The sequence below is a fragment of the Mastigocoleus sp. MO_188.B34 genome, from assembly GCF_030065675.1.
Classification (GTDB): Bacteria; Cyanobacteriota; Cyanobacteriia; order Cyanobacteriales; family Nostocaceae; genus Mastigocoleus.
The window spans coordinates 1-18,807 of record NZ_JASJDK010000139.1 but is presented as its reverse complement, the minus strand read 5'-3'; the positions used below and the strand labels follow the sequence as shown (position 1 = coordinate 18,807).

Genomic DNA, 18,807 nt, shown 5'->3' with positions numbered 1-18,807 from the left:
TCGCTGTCGCTACCACCATTGATTAGGTCATTACCGTCACCACCAAGGATGTCATCTTGTCCTGACTGACCGCTGAGGTTATCATCGCCATTATTACCAAATATTCGGTCAGAACCAGTTCCTCCTTCCACGGTGTCTTTACCATTACCAGCGGTAATCAGGTCATTGTCACCACCGCCGAAAATTTGGTCATTACCACCAAGCCCTTGAATAATGTCATTTCCACCTAAACCGAAAATAATATCGCGACGGTCACTACCACTCAAAACATCATCATCTTCAGTTCCCAATAGTTCAACCGGAGTTAATACCTCGATAAATTGTTCTTGGGCTTCATCTATTGTTTCTCCATAACTTTGTAAGTAGTTAAAACTTTCTGTTTCTCCAGCATCTAAATCCAATTGGATACCAATGTGTGTTCCAGAGTCAGCAAAAGATCCATTACCATCAAATGGAGAAGTAAAGAAATTATTTAAGCTTGAACCGCTAAAAATACTAAAAGGATTTCCAGAAGCAATTGTCGCATCAGGGTCGAGAGAACCCAAAATAAATGTTAAACCACCAGATTCTGTAGCTTGACCGATTTTGGCAATACCAGCACCAGTATCCAGTGTCAACACATCATTGAAAGTCCGAAAACCATTTCCCTGATCGACTCCTTGGTCTGGGTCAAAGGTATCGAAATAACGAAGTTCTATATCAGAACCATTGTTTGTAAATTCTGTTTCAACTTCAAAGGCGTTAAATCCCTCAATTTGAGTGTAAATACGCTTAAAATCGACGTTCGCGCCTCCCTGAGTATAAGTTCCTGTAACCACTATAGAGTCATCATCTTTCCTAACACTAACTGGTTGCTGGGTGAAACCGCTTGTGTTATTTCGCACAAAAGAGGATGTATTCGTACTGTTTTGAAGACCAAAGTCAGAAACAGGAGATCCTGGATTAAAAAAATCACTGCCACCAAATAACACAGTATCGATAGCACCATTGTCTTCTCTAATATCAACCGTTAACGAACTTTCGCCGTCTAAAATTGCTGTATTTGTAAGCTCCGGGACAATAGTAATAAAGTTGTTACTATTGGCTATTCTGTCTTGATTAAATGAATTATTAAGCGCCTTGTTGCTGGTATTCATGTTTCCCCCTAAGAGTCTAATAGTTAGTAATTCGATATCTAGCTAGGAAGTATCACATGTATCTTAATTTACGATGTGTAAATTAAGTGCTAATCATATATAGTTTTGATTTTCAAGAAATTCAATAACTCAAACTACAATTAGCAATCTTTCATAGGTCTTACATCGCAAAAACAAAATGTGATAAATCAATTAGGTGAAAATTATGTCAATATCACTTTTTTCCATCCCTCTCAATTTCAATTCTTTGCTTTCTGAGATATTCAGTTTAAATTGACTTGAAAATTTTCAGACAAAATTGTGATTCAATTTGTTCAACACAATGAACATCAAGGCTAATTAAAAAAAAGCCAACCAATCGCAAAAAACATTACTCTTTATTTTTTGTGGCTAGGAATAAATATACAGCTAAAAATATACACTTTTATTTATTCCTGATTAAGCAATTGCTAAAATATATAAAATATCAATAAAGTTGCTATTTTGAGAAAAATGAAAATATTTTTCTTTAGCTAATTTATTAGTAGAGATGTACCGCACTAAAATTTAAAAGTACAGCGAGGTATATTTGATAAAACTAACTATTGAGAGTGAATAAAATTTAAGTGTTTATCAAGCGAGATAGTTACCTAAAATGTTATGTTAATACGGAATTTAAAATCGAATAACAAAAATAAAATCATATCATGTGTATTGAATAAAGATAATTATGTCGTAAGGTAGATTTAAAGGGTTATACAAAAGAATATATTAGTCCAACGGTTACAATTAAGGAAATTGGTATCTGATATATAAGATATCAGTGAGTATTTTGAATATGAATATTCGCTATTGTGAGTTAATGTAGTATTACTATCTGATACTATGTAATTTCAATCGCATCAAGTTCTTTTCATCCCAAGGTATAATTGTATTTGGGTAAAGTATGAAATTGAATAATTAAGAATTTTAAACTACCACTATTAGAAGCCAACTAGATTTTATAGTTATTCCAAAAATTATAAATTTGAGATACTTTAACTAACAAGGAAAAAATAATCTTTATCCTATATAGTCAATTTAGGAAAAGCTGATAAAACTGAACGATAAAGACCACATCTTTATGAGATATGCGTGCAGCTTACATCATTTATAATACCGCTGTCTGAAACAAACAGAAACATAAAAAATTATACATAATATGTTTACTTGAGAGCACTTTTGGTTTCTGTAAAATTTTATTCCCAAAAATTTTATATCTTTTGAAAGTGGATACTCCCGTTTATTTAACAACATCGATATGAATATATTAAGGAAAAGAATTTTATCCCTTATAGGTGTAAAGAAATATTTGTATATCTGGAAGAATTTATTACATCAGGCTAAAAGCAAGAATCAACAAAGACATACTATTTTCAACAATATTGAGAAATAAATTCAATAAGTAATTGGACAGAAATATTTACACGTGAGTTTCTAGGTTTGACAAGGGTTTTAGACTAAGTTTTATGTAATTAATTTTGTCTTACTACTTAACTCTAAAAACAAAGGCTTAATTCAGCAGTTTGCATTGTCATCGAATACACAATTAGACACGACAGAGGCTATGACTAACGTCACCTTTCGAACCGCCGTCGCCGCAGGCTCTGTCTTGTCTCTACAAGGTTTTGGGCTACTCCATTGAAATAAAACCTCCTGTATGGTCATAATACTTGCTAGCTACCACATTTCAGCTCAATTTTTCTTGCGCTTAACCTGCTTATTGCATCTGCATAAGGCTCACAAATTCCTCAAATTAATTATTTATTTTAGAGGTACAGAGTCAGTCTCATTGCAAATGAGTAGATTCAAACGATGATGCACAGCGAGGAGGGCATAATGAAAATTATGCAAAGCCTTGAACTTTTAGTTGTTACTATTATCTGCGTGATATTTTTACAAGGGATGACAGGGTGTAGCCTTATACCGTACACTCGATTTTACCGACCAACGATTTTTGCTGATAATTCTATTGTTGATACAACAAAAGTACAAGAGTTTAATCATCAGTTAGTATCAGAAGATATCGTTCAGAATAACTGTCCTAAATGGGATATAGGTGGAAGAAGATACAACACTAAAACAGTAGAAACAATTAAGGGCAAAGTATTAAGCGTAGATTATTTTACTTCCAGACACAGAATGTCTCACGGCGTACATTTACAACTACAAACAACAAATGAAGTAATTCCTATTCATTTGGGACCATCTTGGTATCTTGAAAACCAAGAAATTGAGATTAAACCAAATGATACGTTAAAAATAATAGGTTCAAGAATCAGTTTTGATGGACAACCAGCGATTATCGCCGCCCAAATAACAAAAGGAGAAACTACCGTAAAATTGCGAGACAAAAATGGCTTTCCTATGTGGAGCGGTAGAAGAAAGCAAGAATCTGATTGGAATAAAGAAGGGTTTCCATATCTTTGCAAAGCATAATCTACCTAGTAAATTTAACCAAATTTTTGAATTTTACTTATAAGTCCCTCCAATAATTCCTTGAATTCACAAGTAATATAAAAATTAGAAAGTGTTGTAGGTAAAATCTTATTTTGAGTTTATCTATTTCATGAGAATTTTTGCTGTCAAATATCTATAGAGACAAATGATAAATACTGACTATGTTATTGTGTGAATTATTTACCCATTATATGCTAAATGTTCAAGCTTTGATTGGTATTTAATCAATAAGAATTGAAATTTGGTTAAATTAAAAAATATTAAGCAAAGCCTGACAATATTTGTAAATTATAAACTCAATATCAAGGTATTATTTACAGACTGACACAAACTTAAACTTGTTATATCTTTAACATTGGAGAAACATTACTTTTCTCACAATATTTTACCTGTATTACTTATGCACAATCAATTATTTTATCTAGAAAAGGCTATTGAACATAACTATATAATTGTATCTCCCAATACATCTTTGCTTGCAGTTATTGAGTTGATGAGTAACGGGTGTGTAAAAAATTGTGAACACTTTGAAAGCCCTTCAAAAACTAATAAACAATCAAAAATTAATAAACAATATTTAATGCCAATACGTGGTTTATGTGCATTGATAGTGGATGATTCGCAAGTAATTGGTATCTTTACTGAGCGAGATATAGTTAAAGTAATCGCTACAGCTAAAAGATTGGAAGAATTGACCATTGCAGAAGTAATGAGTAGGGAAATTATTACTCTGAAAATCGATGAGATTGAAGATATTTTTGCTCTTTTACATTTGAGTTACGAGCGTGGAATTCGCCACATACCAATTTTAGACCGGCAAAATCAAGTTTTAGGAATTATCACCCCCAGAGGTATAAGAAGAACATTACATCCTAGCGAATGGTTGAGATTTCGCTGTGTCAGCGAAGTTGTAAGTACTCCAGCTATTTATGCTTTTCCCACAGCATCATTAATTGATATAGTTAATTTAATGGTTGAGCATAATGTTAGTTGCGTGGCAATTGTGGAGGAAGACAAGGATAGTGGAGACTACAATCATTCAGAAGTTTTAAGTGTAACTCCGATTGGGATCGTTACTGAATGGGATATTTTGCAATTTCAGCGGCTAAAGTTAAACTTTGCAGACATCCAGGTACAAGCCGTGATGAGTACTCCTTTGTTTAAAGTACGTCCATCAGACTCTTTATGGTCAGTACACCAAAAAATGCAGCAGCATATGATACGACGTTTGGTTGTGACTACAGAAAGTGGAAAACTAAGGGGTATAATTACAGAAAGTAGCTTACTGCAAGCCTTAAATCCTAGAGAAATGTATGGGGTTTTAGAACTATTGCAGCAAAAAGTAGAACAGCTACAAATAGAAAGAAGTGAGTTATCACAAAGCTACGCCAAACAAACTCAACTTTATCAACAAGTACAAACAGCACTTGAAGAACGCAAGCAAGCAGAAGAAGAACGCGATCGCTTTTTCTCTCTTTCTATGGATATGCTTTCCATTGCTGGTTTCGATGGTTACTTTAAACGCATAAATCCGGCTTTTGAAAAAACCTTGGGTTATACAAGCGCAGAACTACTTGCTCTTCCATTTTTAAGTTTTATTCATTTCGATGACGTACCAGCCACACTAGCAGAAATGGATAAACTTGCTCAAGGAATCAAAACTATTGCTTTTGAAAATCGCTATCGCTGCAAAGACGGTTCCTACAAATGGTTGCAATGGAATGCAACTCCCTACGGCGAACTAATATATTCTGTAGCGCGAGATGTAACAGAACGCAAGCAAATGGAATTGGATATTCAAGAAAGTGAAAAACGATATCGCTACGTTTATGAGAATACTCCGGTTATGTTACATTCAATTGATAGTTCCGGAAATCTGATTAGTGTTAGCAAATATTGGTTAGAAAAGCTGGGTTATGAGTCCAAGGAAGTATTAGGGCGTAAATTAACGGAATTTCTCACTCCAGAATCTCGGAAATATGCAATTGAGGTCGCCTTACCGGAATACTTGGAAAAAGGTTTTTGTCAAGATATTCCATATCAAATTTTTAGAAAAGATGGAAAAATATTAGATATATTGTTATCTGCAATTGCAGAACAAGATGCAGATGGTAATTTGATTCGTTCCTTAGTTGTTTTAATTGATGTAACTGAACGAAATAAAGCCCAACAGAAGGTGGGAGAACAAGCTGCTTTGTTAGATGTGGCTACCGATGCAATTCTAGTCCAGAGTTTGGACAACCGAATTTTATTTTGGAACAAAGGTGCAGAACGTTTGTATCGCTTTACTTCAGAAGAAGCTTTAAATCAGAATGCTAAAGACCTGTTATATTCCGAAGCTTTCCCCCCGGCAGAATCAGAACAAAAAATCCAACAGATACTTTTTGAGCAAGGTAAATGGCGAGGTGAATTAAAACAAATCACCAAAGCTGGAACTGACATAACAGTTGCTAGTCGTTGGAATTTAATGCGAGATAAGCAGGGAAATCCTAAATCGATACTTATTGTTAATACTGATATTACCGAGCAAAAGAAACTAGAAATTCAGTTTCTTCGAGCACAACGTTTGGAAAGTATTGGGACTTTATCCGGTGGTATTGCCCACGATTTAAATAATATTTTGACACCAGTTTTAGCGATCGCTCAACTCTTACCCCTGAAACTTCCACAAGCAGACGACCATACAAAGCATTTATTCGATATGCTGCAAACTAGTGCGAAACGGGGAGCAACTTTAGTTAAGCAAGTATTATCATTTGCACGTGGGATGCAAGGCGATCGCACAACATTACAAATTAAGCATATAATTTCTGAAATCAGGGAATTTGTTCGTAATACCTTCCCTAAATCCATTGACATTGAGGTGGGTATAGACCGAGATTTACCCACGGTTTATGGAGATGCAACACAGCTACATCAGGTATTAATGAATCTTTGCGTTAATGCCCGGGATGCCATGCCTAATGGTGGTACCTTAAGTATAAATGCGGAAAGTATTGATGTTGATCGAGAATATGCCGCAATGAACATCAATGCTAAAGTAGGGTCTTATATCGCAGTTACAGTTTCGGATACAGGAATAGGAATTCCTCCAGAAGCTTTAGAAAGAATCTTTGAACCGTTTTTTACCACTAAAGGACAAGGAAAGGGTACAGGTTTAGGTCTTTCAACTGCCCTTGGTATAATCAAAAGTCATGATGGTTTTATAAATGTATACAGTGAGGTTGGCAAAGGTAGTCAATTCAAAATCTACTTACCAGCAGCGCATACAGCAGAAACGATGCGGGATAGCCAAGAGGAAGTACCAATCGGACAGGGAGAATTAATTCTGATCGTAGATGATGAACCAGTAATTAGGGAAATTAGCAAAACATCCTTAGAAGAATACAATTATCAAGTACTTACGGCTAGCGACGGAATTGAAGCGATCGCAGTTTATGTTCAACACAAAAATGATATAAGTGCGGTCATCATGGATATAATGATGCCATCAATGGATGGTTTAAATGCAATATACAACTTACAGCAGATAAATCCTCAAGTTAAGATTATTGCTGTTAGCGGACTGCCCTCAACTGAAAAAATTACTGCAGCGAAAAAGGCTGGAGTTAAAGCATTTTTAGCTAAGCCTTATACTAGTAAAGATTTATTACAAAAGTTACATGAGCTAATCCATGATTGTTAGCTATTATTTTTAGATATCATATTTTTAGATATCATATCTGATTGGTATCATACTTATATTTGTTATATTTGCAATTACCCTCAAACTTGATTGATTCTAACTGTCATTTTTATGAGATTTTACGGCAATACCCGCTTCTATTTTTTCATTGGGATGTAAAATAACCACTTCACCCTCACTTAATCCTTGACGAACTTCTACCTCATAGTTACTACGATTTCCAATCTCCACAAATCGACGTTCTACTTTAGCATCCTTAAATGAGACCCAAGAAATAAAACGTCTCGCATTTTTACAAATATTTTGAGCAAAACCGACATCAGGACATTTTATTATTTGTGATTTCCTAACAACAAAAACACACCACTTGCGATCGCAACGGAAACGGCTGCTTAAAGGTACCTTCAAAATATTATTGCTTTCCCACACCACTATTTGTACGTCCACTCGGTAAGCATCACCAAAATTAGTTGGTGGATCAATAAAATCACCAATCACATTTACACGCTGTTCTTCAACTCCTAAAGCAGAAACTTTAGTGAAAGCTGACGGTTCTACTAACCGAACTTTAGCCTTTAAGGAATTTGTCGGTGAATCCTTAATATCACTATTCCCTTGCTCGATCAGGATTGTATTTCCTGGTTTGATTTTGAGTGCATCCTGTGAAAGGACATCAATTACCAATTCTAAATCTTTTGGATCGCCAACTTTAACTATTGGGGTACCCTCGCTAACAAAGCTCGAGCTTTTTTGCAAAATTCGCAAGACTTCTCCTTCTATGGGGGAACGAATATTAGTGCGAGATGCATCATCTTGCAATTTTGCCAGTTGTGCTTCAATACTAGCAACCTGAGAATCATAAACTTTGAGCAAATAATCAGGATCGCGTTGTTCTTTTTGAAGTACCTTGAGTGCAGCTTGTGCAACCTCTAATTCTTTTGTTGCTGCTCTAGCTGCTAAAGTTGCTGATTCTAAATTTTTTTCACGGGTAACTAAATCTAGTTCTGCTCTTTCTCTAGTTTGAGAGGGAATTACTCCTTGTGCTGCAAGTTCCTTCGCGCGTTTTGTATCGTGTCGCGCTTGTTCCAGTGCTGCTTTTGCTTGAGTTACTCTCGCTTCTGTCTGAAGTTGATTTGCTCGAGCTGCGCTTATTCGACTGCGAGCTTGAGCTAATTGTTCTGATTTTGGTCGTAGGGTCGCAACACCTTGACGTCGCGATTTTGCCTCTGCTAATTTTCCTAAAGCTTCGTTAACCGCACTATTTAATGGTAAAGGATCAATCCGGGCGACAATACTTCCTTTTTTTATTAAGTCACCTTCATCTAACTTAATCCTGTCAAGGCGACCATTCACCGGTGCAGAAATGACAAAATCTTCTTTGATTCTGGTTTTTCCTTCAGCATTGACTGTTGTTTGCAGCGTACCACGTTCTACCAACCCAGTATCTACCAGGATTGGCGTTGGACGGAGTGCTAAAATCACAAGCACACAGGTAGCAAGTCCAAGAGAAACATATATCCACTGTTGGCGAGAGAGTATAGGTATACGCTTTTTAACTAGCTGAGACCTTGGTTTTGGATTGATTTGCTGCTGCTCTTTTTGCTTTTGTAAAGGTAACTGCTTCATAAATACCCAAGTATTATGCAATACTAAGTTTTAAATTTAGTTCTTTAGTTTAGAAAAACCTTTAGCTGAGAAAAATTGATAAATCTATGATTTTCTCTAAAGGGATGAATTAAAGTAAATATTTTAATTTTCAGGGTCAAAGAGCCGTTGATTAAATTCTAACTAATAGAAAGTAATTTGATGTTCTAATCTACACGAATCCTAACGAATTAATTAATTTTTATATTGACTATTGAAAATTATTCTTGAGACTAGGTACTAAAAAATTTTCTATATTTATATCCTAATTTGTGATTCTAGTAAATAGTGAATTTGTAATTTAGAGTTTATTATTTAGCATTTATGGTTGACAAAACTACTTGTATGATAACTTTGACCAGAATCATCCTAAATGATTAGTATAGAGGTATTTCAAATAAACACGAACGTAAATATTAGTAAACAAATACAAATTTACTTTGCGCTTTAATAATAAGTTTTTCTTTAATAGATATAATTATATATGTAGAGAAATAGCCAGTAAATCTAATTTGTTTGATTTTATTGGCAATGATAATTTGTTGGTATTGAATAAAATAGACCCAGGCGAAATAAAGCTATAAATTCTATCGGCTATACTTTTGTAATTATCTAAAATTTGAAACACGGTCTGGTATTTTAGTCTAATTATATAGCTTATCATCAGAAAAATATTGATACTTAACTCTATCATTAATTAAGAACTACTTCAGATTTTTTATGCTTTTCTGTATCTAAAGTATTTTTTAAATGTAAGAAACGGGATGGCATATATTCAATATTTTTAGTATTGCAAGCAAAACTGATAAGCAAATATTGATGCACTATTATCGTTGATTTTTAAGACATGATCCTTGAAGTAAGAGCTTCTAAAAAGGAATTAGGAATTGTTCTAGGAGGCGATACATGGAAGTCTTTGATTACATAATTCTTGGAGGAGGACTGGGAGGACTTGCTACAGCAGCATGTTTGACCAAACAAGGAAAACGGGTTCTAGTTCTTGAGAGACACTATCTACCAGGTGGTTGTTGTCACACTTTCGACTATGGTGAATATAGCTTTTGTGCAGACGTGCATTATATTTCCCAATGTGCTTCCGGTCATACGATTGCTGAATTTTTAAACTATATCGAAAAAGATATGGATTTTAACAGCCTCGACCCTAATTGTATCGATCGAGTGATTACACCGGAGGTTGATTTTAAAATTCCTCTAGGATGGGAAAATTTGCGATCGCGTCTACTCTATGAGTTCCCCGAGGAAACATCTGCAATCAATCGGTACTGCAATACAATCAAGCACTTACATCAAGAAATTCATGACTTGGTGCGAGAAGTACATTGGTTTGATCAAAAATGGTATGACTGGTTAAAACTACCAAAATACTGGCATCTATTTCTCAAACGAAATTGGACATTACAAGATTTATACGATCACGTAGGGCTGTCTGCTAAATTACAAGCTGTACTTGCAGGACAAAGTGGCGATTATGCCCTACCTCCAAAAGAAATTGCTTTATTAACCCATACCTCGCTAGTTTGGGACTACTTAGAAGGTGCTTACTATCCCAAACATCACTTTAGGCATTTTGTTAATACCATTGTTGAAGCAATTACGGTAGGTGGAGGTGTTGTTAAACTCTCAACTCCAGTAGAACATATTCAAGTTAATGAAGATAAAATCCAAAGTGTAATTGCTGATGGTAGTGTGTATCAAGCAATTCATGGTTATATTAGTGACCTTGACCCTAAATTGACTGTGCAATTAATGCATGATTCCCAAGTCTTAAGCAAACGGGAATTGAAACGTTTGACCGATTATGAATATTCCAGCAGCGCTTTTAATATTTATTTAGGTTTAGATAGCCGCTTTGAGCCAGAAAATTATGGCATCGGTAATTGGAATATTTGGTATTATCCTACGGGTAACTTGAATGCAGAGTACGAAAAACAATTACGGGGTGATATGAGTCACCCATGGATTTTCTTGTCTTGTCCGACAATGAAAACAGATGAACCGGGAATTGCACCTCCAGGACATCATATTCTAGAAATTGCTACAGTTTGTCCTTACGAGTCATTTAAAATTTTACATAAAACCGATCCGAAAGCCTATAAGGCTAAAAAGCGAGAAGTTTATCAACATATTATGACCAGCGTGCGAGAGTTAATTCCAGATATAGATAAATATGCTCGGATGAAAGTTTACGGTACACCCACCACCAGTGAATTTTATTTGGGACAACCACAGGGTAATATTTACGGTGCAAAATTAGTACCACAACAAGTCGGTTTAAACCGTTTGGGATACACTACAGAGTTGCCCAATCTATTCTTTGTTGGTGCTAGTGCAGGTTATCCTAGTGTTCCTGGCGTAATTGGTAATGCCATGGATGTAGTGGAATTGATGACCGGACAATTTGTTTGGGGACAAGTCAAAGCAAATAAGGCTGTAGTTAATGCAATTTAATGTACTACTTGAGGAATACAAGAGAGAATAAGAGTCTTATCTGAGTGGGAATAAAGTCCTTCAAGAACAAGCCTAAAAAATATTTGCCTAGGAAATATTTAATTTTCCTCACAAGTTCCCCATATTTTTTTCTCAAACTTAGAAATAAGAATTTTAGTAATCAACGATCGGGAGGTAAGAAATGCGAACTCGAGATTTGATGTTGTGCTGCAACAAATCTGAGAGCGAAAATTAGCAGACTCTACTGTGTAGGCAAAAAGTATGAGAAAAATGAATGGGACAGAGCGTAGGTTTCTCAGGATGCCGAACGCAAATGTTGTTATGGTTGCCAGAATCAAAGGACTGATTTCTAAAGAGCAACTAAAGTCTGCGGTATCCAAAGTCAGGCAAAAGCATTTCCTTTTGGGTGTTCGCGTTAGCTTAGATGATGATTCTAATGGATGGTTTATACAAGAAGATGTTCCTGAAATACCTGTAAAAGTCATAGCGCGACTCACGGATGAAGATTGGATCGAGGTAACTGCAGAAGAAATAAAATCTGCTTTTTCTGTTGAGAAAGCTCCCTTAATCCGTTTTGTTCTGCTTCAATCTTCTGAAGTTTCAGACTTAATGATTACTGCCAATCATAGTATTTGTGATGGTCGTTCATTGGTTTATCTACTTCGTGACATCATGGTATATCTGGATAAACCCAAGGAAGATGTCGAAACTCCAGCAATTATTCCACCAGCAGTGCAAGATTGTCTTCCATTATCGGCTTCAGGTGGTTTCTTCTACAAATTAATTGTCAAAAGAATAAACAAAAAATGGACACGCAAAAAAATCTCCTTTAATGAGAACGATTACAGAGACCTTCATCAAACATTCTGGCAGAATAACAGAGTATCAATACTGAACTGGGAATTAACAGAAGCGCAAACATCTAGTTTAGTCTCTCGATGTCATCAAGAACAAGTCACCGTTAATAGCGCTCTTTATACCGCATTTCTTGCTGCTCAAACAGATATTCAAGGTAATTCTCAGGCTTATTTACAAAATATTTTAGTACCAGTTGACTTCAGAAGTCGCCTCACTCAACCTATTGGCGAAGCTGTTGGCTTTTATGCCTCAGCTGGCGTGAATTTTAGGCTGAAATACAATCCCAAAAAATCCTTTTGGGATATGGTACGAATAATGGATCGAAAAATCAAACAGAAATTGACAGATAAAAATATTTTTCAGTCCCAGAAGTTAAATTTATTATCCCCATCTTTGATGGATGGGCTTATCTTTGCTAAACACGGAAAATTAAACGATAAAATGGCTTCTAAGTTACTGAAGAAGAAAGGTTTAGATAAAATATTTACAGGCATTGTAATTAGTAATCTTGGTAAATTAGATATTCCAGTTGATTATGGTAACTTGCATTTGCAAGCCTTAATGGGACCTGTTGTATACTCAGACGGAGTAGAAAAAATCTTGGAAGTGGTAACAGTTGCGGGAAAAATGCATCTAACTCTAACTTTCGGAGATACAATTATTGCTACAGATGTAGTAGTAAAAGTTAAAGATGCTGCAATGAAATATCTCGCTGAGGCTATAAGTGGAGAAAAACAATCAGCGAAAAGACATTGGATACCAAAATTATTGCAAAACAACTAGAAAATTCAGTTTATTCAAAAAAACAAGTTAATTGAAATTTAAAATTTTGCGATTATGCGATCGCGTTGGTAAGGCTATTTTTTAGGGAATTCTGCAATTAGAGATTTCTAAATCAAAAGTAGTGTTATGGCGATCGATTTCCTTTACACATCAACAATCTTAAATTAATCGATAATCTTAAATTAAAAGGTATAAAATTGGGCGAACTGCCCAACTTTGGCGTTTACCGATCAAAAAGGTATTAGAACCTTAAAACTTAAAGGTACCTGGGATTTGCATTTCTACCAATGAGACCAGATAAAACTTTTTATTTGGATGCTTTTAGACATTCGCTAACTGATTTTCTCTCATGCATCGCATCAACAAGGTTTTGATATTCAGACCAATTTTCTTGAATTAAGGTTTTTGCTTGTAAAGTGTAAAAACGTGATTTTTGATTGTTGCTATTTGGGGAAAAGCCTAAGGAATTTAGAATCCCATTTAGCTTACTTTTATCATCCGCACCACCCTCGACTTCATCATAAATTAGTTTCTCCGCAGCAATTCCAGCCATTAACACGGTACAGTAGCGATCCAACATTTGGGCGCTAATATGACCTGTTCCCACTTGCTGTGCTAATTCTTCATCATTAAAACTTACCCCACCTTGTCCAGGCTGATTTTGTTGCAAAGCCTCCCAAGCACTTAGTGTATAACCTGTAATAGAAACTCCTAATAAAGAAGCGACAAGAAAATGTCCGGCTTCATGATAGACAATACGTTCTCTATACTTGGGAGAAAAACGAGCTATTGAGTCTAATATTAAATTTCCCCCTTTCCCTTCCCAAGCAAAGCTATCTACACTTGCAACTCCTAAGATTGCAAAAGTTGCGATCGCAGGAATTGTCTGTGAAATATTAAGCAATGGTCCCAACAAAGTGGACATAGTCATTGCAAACACTGAGATCGCAATCAAGTTAATAGCTAATTGACTCATTTTCAGATTTTATTAATGCAGCTTAATATTTCTTAATTATGTAACAAGGTGAGGTTCTCAGAACATATCTTCAGAAATTTTTTCATTAAAATTACTTTTGTTCGGAATTATCCAAACTTCAAACTGTTGATATGAAGAACTGCAGTATACTCAGCAGTTACCCATAATAAAGCAATACGCTTCAGTTAAGAATTTTTTTATAAATGATACGCTTTGAGACGCGTTCATCTTTAGCAAAGTGTTTCCCCAGGACACAGATACTTCTCTATTTCAATTCTCTACTAAGAAATTCAGGCTTATTTGAAGCGTATTGATTCATAGAGAATATTGCAGACTTGCACAAAAGTTATTTTTATTGAATCTATTGCAAAATTTCCCGAGCAATAGCATCATCTCCCGTAATATCTTAGAAGACCACATAGTAAATTTAGCTAAAATTCGCAAACTTCAACTCACATATATCGCTACATGACTATCCTATCCCCATCAGTTTCCAAAGATATGTGTCAAAACAATTATTAGAAATTTATCCAATGCTTTGCTTATAAACCCAAATACATTTAAGTTTTCACAAATATATTTGTTACCTTTGTAAATTAAGCAATATCGCTTATCTAATACTGACTCACAATAAGTGCTATAATCTACAAAAGATATACTATAAACCAATCAAAATTTGTTTTAAATTGTAAATTTTTTATAAGTAAAATTACAGTAGGCAAAAACATATTTAATACCTAAAAAGATATATTTTTTTTGAAAAAAGTAGTTTATTTGTTGATACAAGTATTAATAAAAAAACTAGTTTATAAACTATAGATGAAGGTATGTATAATCCAAGTCTCTTAAAATGAAGATTATGATTTTAATAGCAAAATGTATCAGGTAAATACAGGTTTTTCAGTGTTTATGCAGTAATATTTTCATTATTTATTTGATAGAGTAATAAAAAAATGAATTAACTGTGAGATTTTTTGTAAAACATAAAAAATGTATTTAACAATTAGGGAATTTTCTTTTCAAGGTCAAACAATTAAATAATTTTATTGTACAAGTAGGTAATGTATCTCAATCATAAATTGATGACATATTTAACATATTTAATTTACCCGCGAATTATAATATAAATATATTATTGATATTACATAGAAAGTATAAATAAGAATTTTATTTTGATTCAATAGAAAATAGCAGTTATGATACATTCAATCTTGACTTACATTGCCATATTAGCTTACTTACTAATGGCTATTTGTTTTTTTCGAGAATGGCTAGATTTTTATCTTGCAGATAAAGAAATGAATACAAATGAGAGATTTTTCTCTGGTATTATCTTAGTCGTTGGAAGTATTTTATGGATTATATTTGTTCCTTTGGCGTATTTGGAACTTCTTAAATTCCATAAAAAAAACAAGAAACTTATTGAGTTTATGATGGATAATAACAGTATTTATGAAAAGTAAAGCTTGGATATAATTTTCTATTTCGATTTAAAATCAGGTGTTGCAGCAAAAGTGAATGAAAATTTATTTATGTGGATATTTTAGAGGCGTAACATTGTTGCGTCTCTATATTATGTAAATTTATAATAATCGTTTCAGCTGTTAATTAGTCCTTTTACTTTAGGTACTGCACTGCGGTGAACTAAAGTACTTGTGATTTACAAAAAAGAATTATGCTTTAATTCCTAAAGGAACAATCCCGATTTACGATGGATGAAATTAGAGTAGTAATAAATCGCCTGAATAAAGGACTTTCTGATGTAGTAGTGGGACAATCCACCTTAATACATCAGTTTTTGATTGGCTTGTTAGCAAATGGGCATATAATTTTGGAAGGAGTACCAGGAACAGGTAAAACTCTGTTAGTAAAGGTATTTGCGCAACTCATACAAGCTGATTTTCGGCGCATTCAGTTAACCCCAGATGTTTTACCTGCGGATATTACCGGTACTAATATTTTTGATTTGAATAGCAGTAGTTTTACTTTGAAAAAGGGTCCAGTTTTTACAGAGGTATTACTCGCAGACGAAATTAACCGCACACCACCTAAAACCCAAGCAGCATTACTCGAAGCAATGGAGGAAATGCAAGTCACATTAGATGGGGAAAGTCTTCCATTACCTGAGTTGTTTTCTGTGGTTGCAACACAAAATCCATTAGAATTTGAAGGGACTTATCCTTTACCGGAAGCACAATTAGATCGATTTTTATTTAAGTTAACAGTAGAGTATCCGGATAAAGCAGCTGAAAAGCAGATGTTGTTTAATCGTCAAGCAGGATTTGCTGCGCGACGTCTCGATATTTCTCAACTCCAGCCCATAGCTACAGTAGAACAAATATTACAAGCAAGACAACAAGTTAAAAAAGTAAAAGTATCTGAAGCGATTATAGATTATTTATTAGCTTTAGTTGAATTATCTCGTAAATATCCTGATTTAGCTTTGGGTGCATCACCCCGTTGTGCTGGTTCATGGTTAGTAACATCTCAAGCTGCTGCATGGTTAGCAAATCGAGATTTTGTCACTCCGGATGATGTCAAAGCTGTAGCAATACCTTTGTTACGACATCGTCTAATTCTGAAACCAGAAGCAATGTTGGATGGTTTACATATTGATGAAATCATTACATCTATTCTCAATCAAGTACCGGTACCGAGGTGAACAGTGTCAGTTAAAAGTTAGCAGTTAGCAGTTAGCAGTTATCAGTTGTTTTCCTGTTGTCTTTACCTCCGACTCTTCCCACACCTCCGACACTTCCCTATCTTCCCATACTTTCCGCCATGTTACCTTCAAAAAAAGCTTATCTTTTACTGTTACTTCCTATTATTATTGCGATCCCATTAGCTATTTTATTTGGGGTTGGAACGAGTATTAGCTTGATACTATTATTTGATGGAATTGTATTGGGTTTAATGGCGATCGATGGGTTAATGACACGACGCAATCGAGTTGAGGTAAATAGAAAATTAGAACTACGACTGTCAATTGGTAGGGATAATCCAGTATTACTCAGTGTAAAATCTTCAGGTGCTAACGCCATAATTCAAGTTTGCGATCGCTATCCCAGTAATTTTAATGTTTCCAAATCAGTTTTACGTGCAGTTATTCCTGCTAATAGTACTAAGGAATTAACTTATACAGTCCATCCTAAGGAGCGAGGAGAATTCACTTGGGGGGATATTCAAGTCAGACAACTTGGTGCTTGGGGATTTGCATGGGACGATTGGAAAATTCCTCAAAGCTTGAACGCTAAAGTTTATCCAGATTTAGTTGGATTGCGATCGCTTTCGGTTCGTTTAACTTTGCAGTCTTCTGGATCGATACGTCAGTTGAGACAAAAAGGTATAGGTACTGAGTTTGCAGAATTACGCAACTATCGAACGGGTGACGATCTAAGGTTCGTTGATTGGAAAGCTACTGCTCGTCGTTTGGGTGCAAATGGAAATGCAACTCCTTTGGTACGGGTATTGGAACCAGAACACGAACAAACTTTACTGATATTATTAGATCGAGGTCGGTTAATGACTTCTCAAGTTTCTGGTTTACAACGCTTCGACTGGGGCTTAAATGCAACTTTATCCTTAGCACTTGCAGGTTTAAATCGTGGCGATCGCGTGGGGGTGGGTGTATTTGACCGACAAATACATACATGGATTCCCCCGGAACGAGGAAAACAACATTTAAATCGTTTGATTGACCGTATGACACCAATTCAACCTGTTTTATTGGAGTCAGATTATTTAAGTGCTGTAACCAAGGTGGTACAACAACAAACTCGACGCTGCTTAGTAGTAATTATTACGGATATTGTAGATGTTACTGCTTCAGGGGAGTTATTAACTGCTCTTTCCCGACTCGCACCGCGCTATCTTCCATTTTGCGTAACCTTGCGCGATCGCAAAGTTGATAGTTTAGCAAATACTTTTACAAAAAATGTTACCGGAAGTTACGAACGTGCTGTGGCTTTAGATTTATTAGCACAACGACAAGTTGCATTTGCTCAACTGAAACAAAAGGGTGTATTGGTGCTTGATGCACCCGCAGATGGAATTACTGAACAGTTAGTAGATAGATATTTGTTGATTAAGGCACGCAATCAATTGTGAAATGCTTATTTTTTCTAGGAATGTGCAATGTTAATTTTTAGAAGTATTTTCATTATTAATTTTAGTTATTTCAGCCAGCCAAGTAAATAAAATAATCCCAAAAAAATCAGCAGCTAGATCGACTAAATCAAAACTACGGTTGGGTGAAAATATTTGTAAGCACTCTTCTATTAAAATAAAAATACTAATAACTATTGGTGTTAGAGGAAGAGAAAATTTTAGGGTAGTGAGATTTATTTTTACCTTGCGTTTGTTGAAAGCTAAGTGTCCCAAAAAAGCTGAGAATCCCATCAATAGAAAATGCAGAATAGTATCGTAGTGGGGGAACTGCTTAATTTCATTGGGGATAATTTTTAAATATGCTGAAATAGATATTGCTGAAATTATTCCAACGTAAATATAAAATGCAATCTTCCAAAAACGATGGGATTTCATCATTAGGTTATATTTAAATATATTTATGTCAAGTCTGTTGTAACATTTTTTAGGTAATTGGTAATGGGTAATGGGTAATTGGTAATGGGTAATGGTTAATGGGTAATGGTTAATGGGTAATGAGTAATGAGTAATGAGTAATGAGTAATGAGTAATGAGTAATGAGTAATGAGTAATGAGTAATGAGTAATGAGTAATGAGTAATGAGTAATGAGTAATGAGTAATGAGTAATGAG

General features: G+C 34.9%; 11 protein-coding genes. 7 read left to right on the top strand and 4 right to left on the bottom strand.

All coding sequences use genetic code 11. The features are described from left to right. Positions 1-1,136: calcium-binding protein (locus tag QNJ50_RS24285; protein WP_300640714.1), on the bottom strand; the 1,136-nt coding region annotated here is incomplete at its 3' end. A gap of 1,857 nt (positions 1,137-2,993) precedes the next feature. Here QNJ50_RS24285 and QNJ50_RS24280 point away from each other — a divergent pair. Together QNJ50_RS24280 and QNJ50_RS24275 are read left to right on the top strand one after the other, a co-directional pair. Next, on the top strand, positions 2,994-3,593 hold the full coding sequence (locus QNJ50_RS24280; RefSeq protein ID WP_300640712.1) for a hypothetical protein: 600 nt from the start codon (positions 2,994-2,996) through the stop codon (positions 3,591-3,593). A 421-nt stretch (positions 3,594-4,014) separates the two neighbouring features. Beyond that, a complete protein-coding gene (locus tag QNJ50_RS24275; protein ID WP_300640710.1) occupies positions 4,015-7,299 on the top strand; it encodes a PAS domain S-box protein in 3,285 nt (1,094 codons plus the stop codon). A 96-nt stretch (positions 7,300-7,395) separates the two neighbouring features. Here the strand turns inward: QNJ50_RS24275 and QNJ50_RS24270 are convergent, their stop codons facing one another. Continuing rightward, a complete protein-coding gene (locus QNJ50_RS24270) occupies positions 7,396-8,925 on the bottom strand; it encodes an HlyD family efflux transporter periplasmic adaptor subunit (RefSeq protein WP_300640708.1) in 1,530 nt (509 codons plus the stop codon). 924 nt (positions 8,926-9,849) lie between these two features. On the opposite strand from QNJ50_RS24270, the gene QNJ50_RS24265 reads away from it, so the two are divergent. Both QNJ50_RS24265 and QNJ50_RS24260 read left to right on the top strand, forming a co-directional pair. After that, on the top strand, positions 9,850-11,412 hold the full coding sequence (locus QNJ50_RS24265) for an NAD(P)/FAD-dependent oxidoreductase (RefSeq protein WP_300640706.1): 1,563 nt from the start codon (positions 9,850-9,852) through the stop codon (positions 11,410-11,412). A gap of 261 nt (positions 11,413-11,673) precedes the next feature. After that, complete coding sequence (locus tag QNJ50_RS24260; protein WP_300640704.1) at positions 11,674-13,053, top strand: hypothetical protein; 1,380 nt, start codon at positions 11,674-11,676, stop codon at positions 13,051-13,053. Positions 13,054-13,360: 307 nt separating this feature from the next. Here QNJ50_RS24260 and QNJ50_RS24255 read toward each other — a convergent pair whose 3' ends face one another. Then, positions 13,361-14,029, bottom strand: coding sequence for an ATP-dependent Zn protease (locus tag QNJ50_RS24255; protein WP_300640702.1), 669 nt, complete (start codon positions 14,027-14,029; stop codon positions 13,361-13,363). Between the two features lie 1,244 nt (positions 14,030-15,273). Here QNJ50_RS24255 and QNJ50_RS24250 point away from each other — a divergent pair. From QNJ50_RS24250 to QNJ50_RS24240, 3 genes are all read left to right on the top strand, one after another. Continuing rightward, positions 15,274-15,492, top strand: a complete 219-nt coding sequence (locus QNJ50_RS24250; protein WP_300640700.1) for a hypothetical protein — start codon at positions 15,274-15,276, stop codon at positions 15,490-15,492. A 248-nt stretch (positions 15,493-15,740) separates the two neighbouring features. Next, entirely contained in the window at positions 15,741-16,691 is a 951-nt protein-coding gene (locus QNJ50_RS24245) for a MoxR family ATPase (RefSeq protein ID WP_300640699.1), read from the top strand. 119 nt (positions 16,692-16,810) lie between these two features. Next, positions 16,811-18,136: a DUF58 domain-containing protein gene (locus QNJ50_RS24240; RefSeq protein ID WP_300640718.1), complete on the top strand. Its 1,326-nt coding sequence runs from the start codon at positions 16,811-16,813 to the stop codon at positions 18,134-18,136. 30 nt (positions 18,137-18,166) lie between these two features. Here the strand turns inward: QNJ50_RS24240 and QNJ50_RS24235 are convergent, their stop codons facing one another. Continuing rightward, complete coding sequence (locus QNJ50_RS24235; RefSeq protein WP_366914326.1) at positions 18,167-18,574, bottom strand: VanZ family protein; 408 nt, start codon at positions 18,572-18,574, stop codon at positions 18,167-18,169. Between the last annotated feature and the right edge of the window lie 233 nt (positions 18,575-18,807).

Excerpts from the sequence above, each read along its gene's own strand:
- QNJ50_RS24280 (WP_300640712.1), top strand. The coding sequence starts at position 2,994 with ATGAAAATTATGCAAAGCCTTGAACTTTTAGTTGTTACTATTATCTGC.
- QNJ50_RS24275 (WP_300640710.1), top strand. The coding sequence starts at position 4,015 with ATGCACAATCAATTATTTTATCTAGAAAAGGCTATTGAACATAACTAT.
- QNJ50_RS24270 (WP_300640708.1), bottom strand. The coding sequence starts at position 8,925 with ATGAAGCAGTTACCTTTACAAAAGCAAAAAGAGCAGCAGCAAATCAAT.
- QNJ50_RS24265 (WP_300640706.1), top strand. The coding sequence starts at position 9,850 with ATGGAAGTCTTTGATTACATAATTCTTGGAGGAGGACTGGGAGGACTT.
- QNJ50_RS24260 (WP_300640704.1), top strand. The coding sequence starts at position 11,674 with ATGAGAAAAATGAATGGGACAGAGCGTAGGTTTCTCAGGATGCCGAAC.
- QNJ50_RS24255 (WP_300640702.1), bottom strand. The coding sequence starts at position 14,029 with ATGAGTCAATTAGCTATTAACTTGATTGCGATCTCAGTGTTTGCAATG.
- QNJ50_RS24250 (WP_300640700.1), top strand. The coding sequence starts at position 15,274 with ATGGCTATTTGTTTTTTTCGAGAATGGCTAGATTTTTATCTTGCAGAT.
- QNJ50_RS24245 (WP_300640699.1), top strand. The coding sequence starts at position 15,741 with ATGGATGAAATTAGAGTAGTAATAAATCGCCTGAATAAAGGACTTTCT.
- QNJ50_RS24240 (WP_300640718.1), top strand. The coding sequence starts at position 16,811 with ATGTTACCTTCAAAAAAAGCTTATCTTTTACTGTTACTTCCTATTATT.
- QNJ50_RS24235 (WP_366914326.1), bottom strand. The coding sequence starts at position 18,574 with ATGATGAAATCCCATCGTTTTTGGAAGATTGCATTTTATATTTACGTT.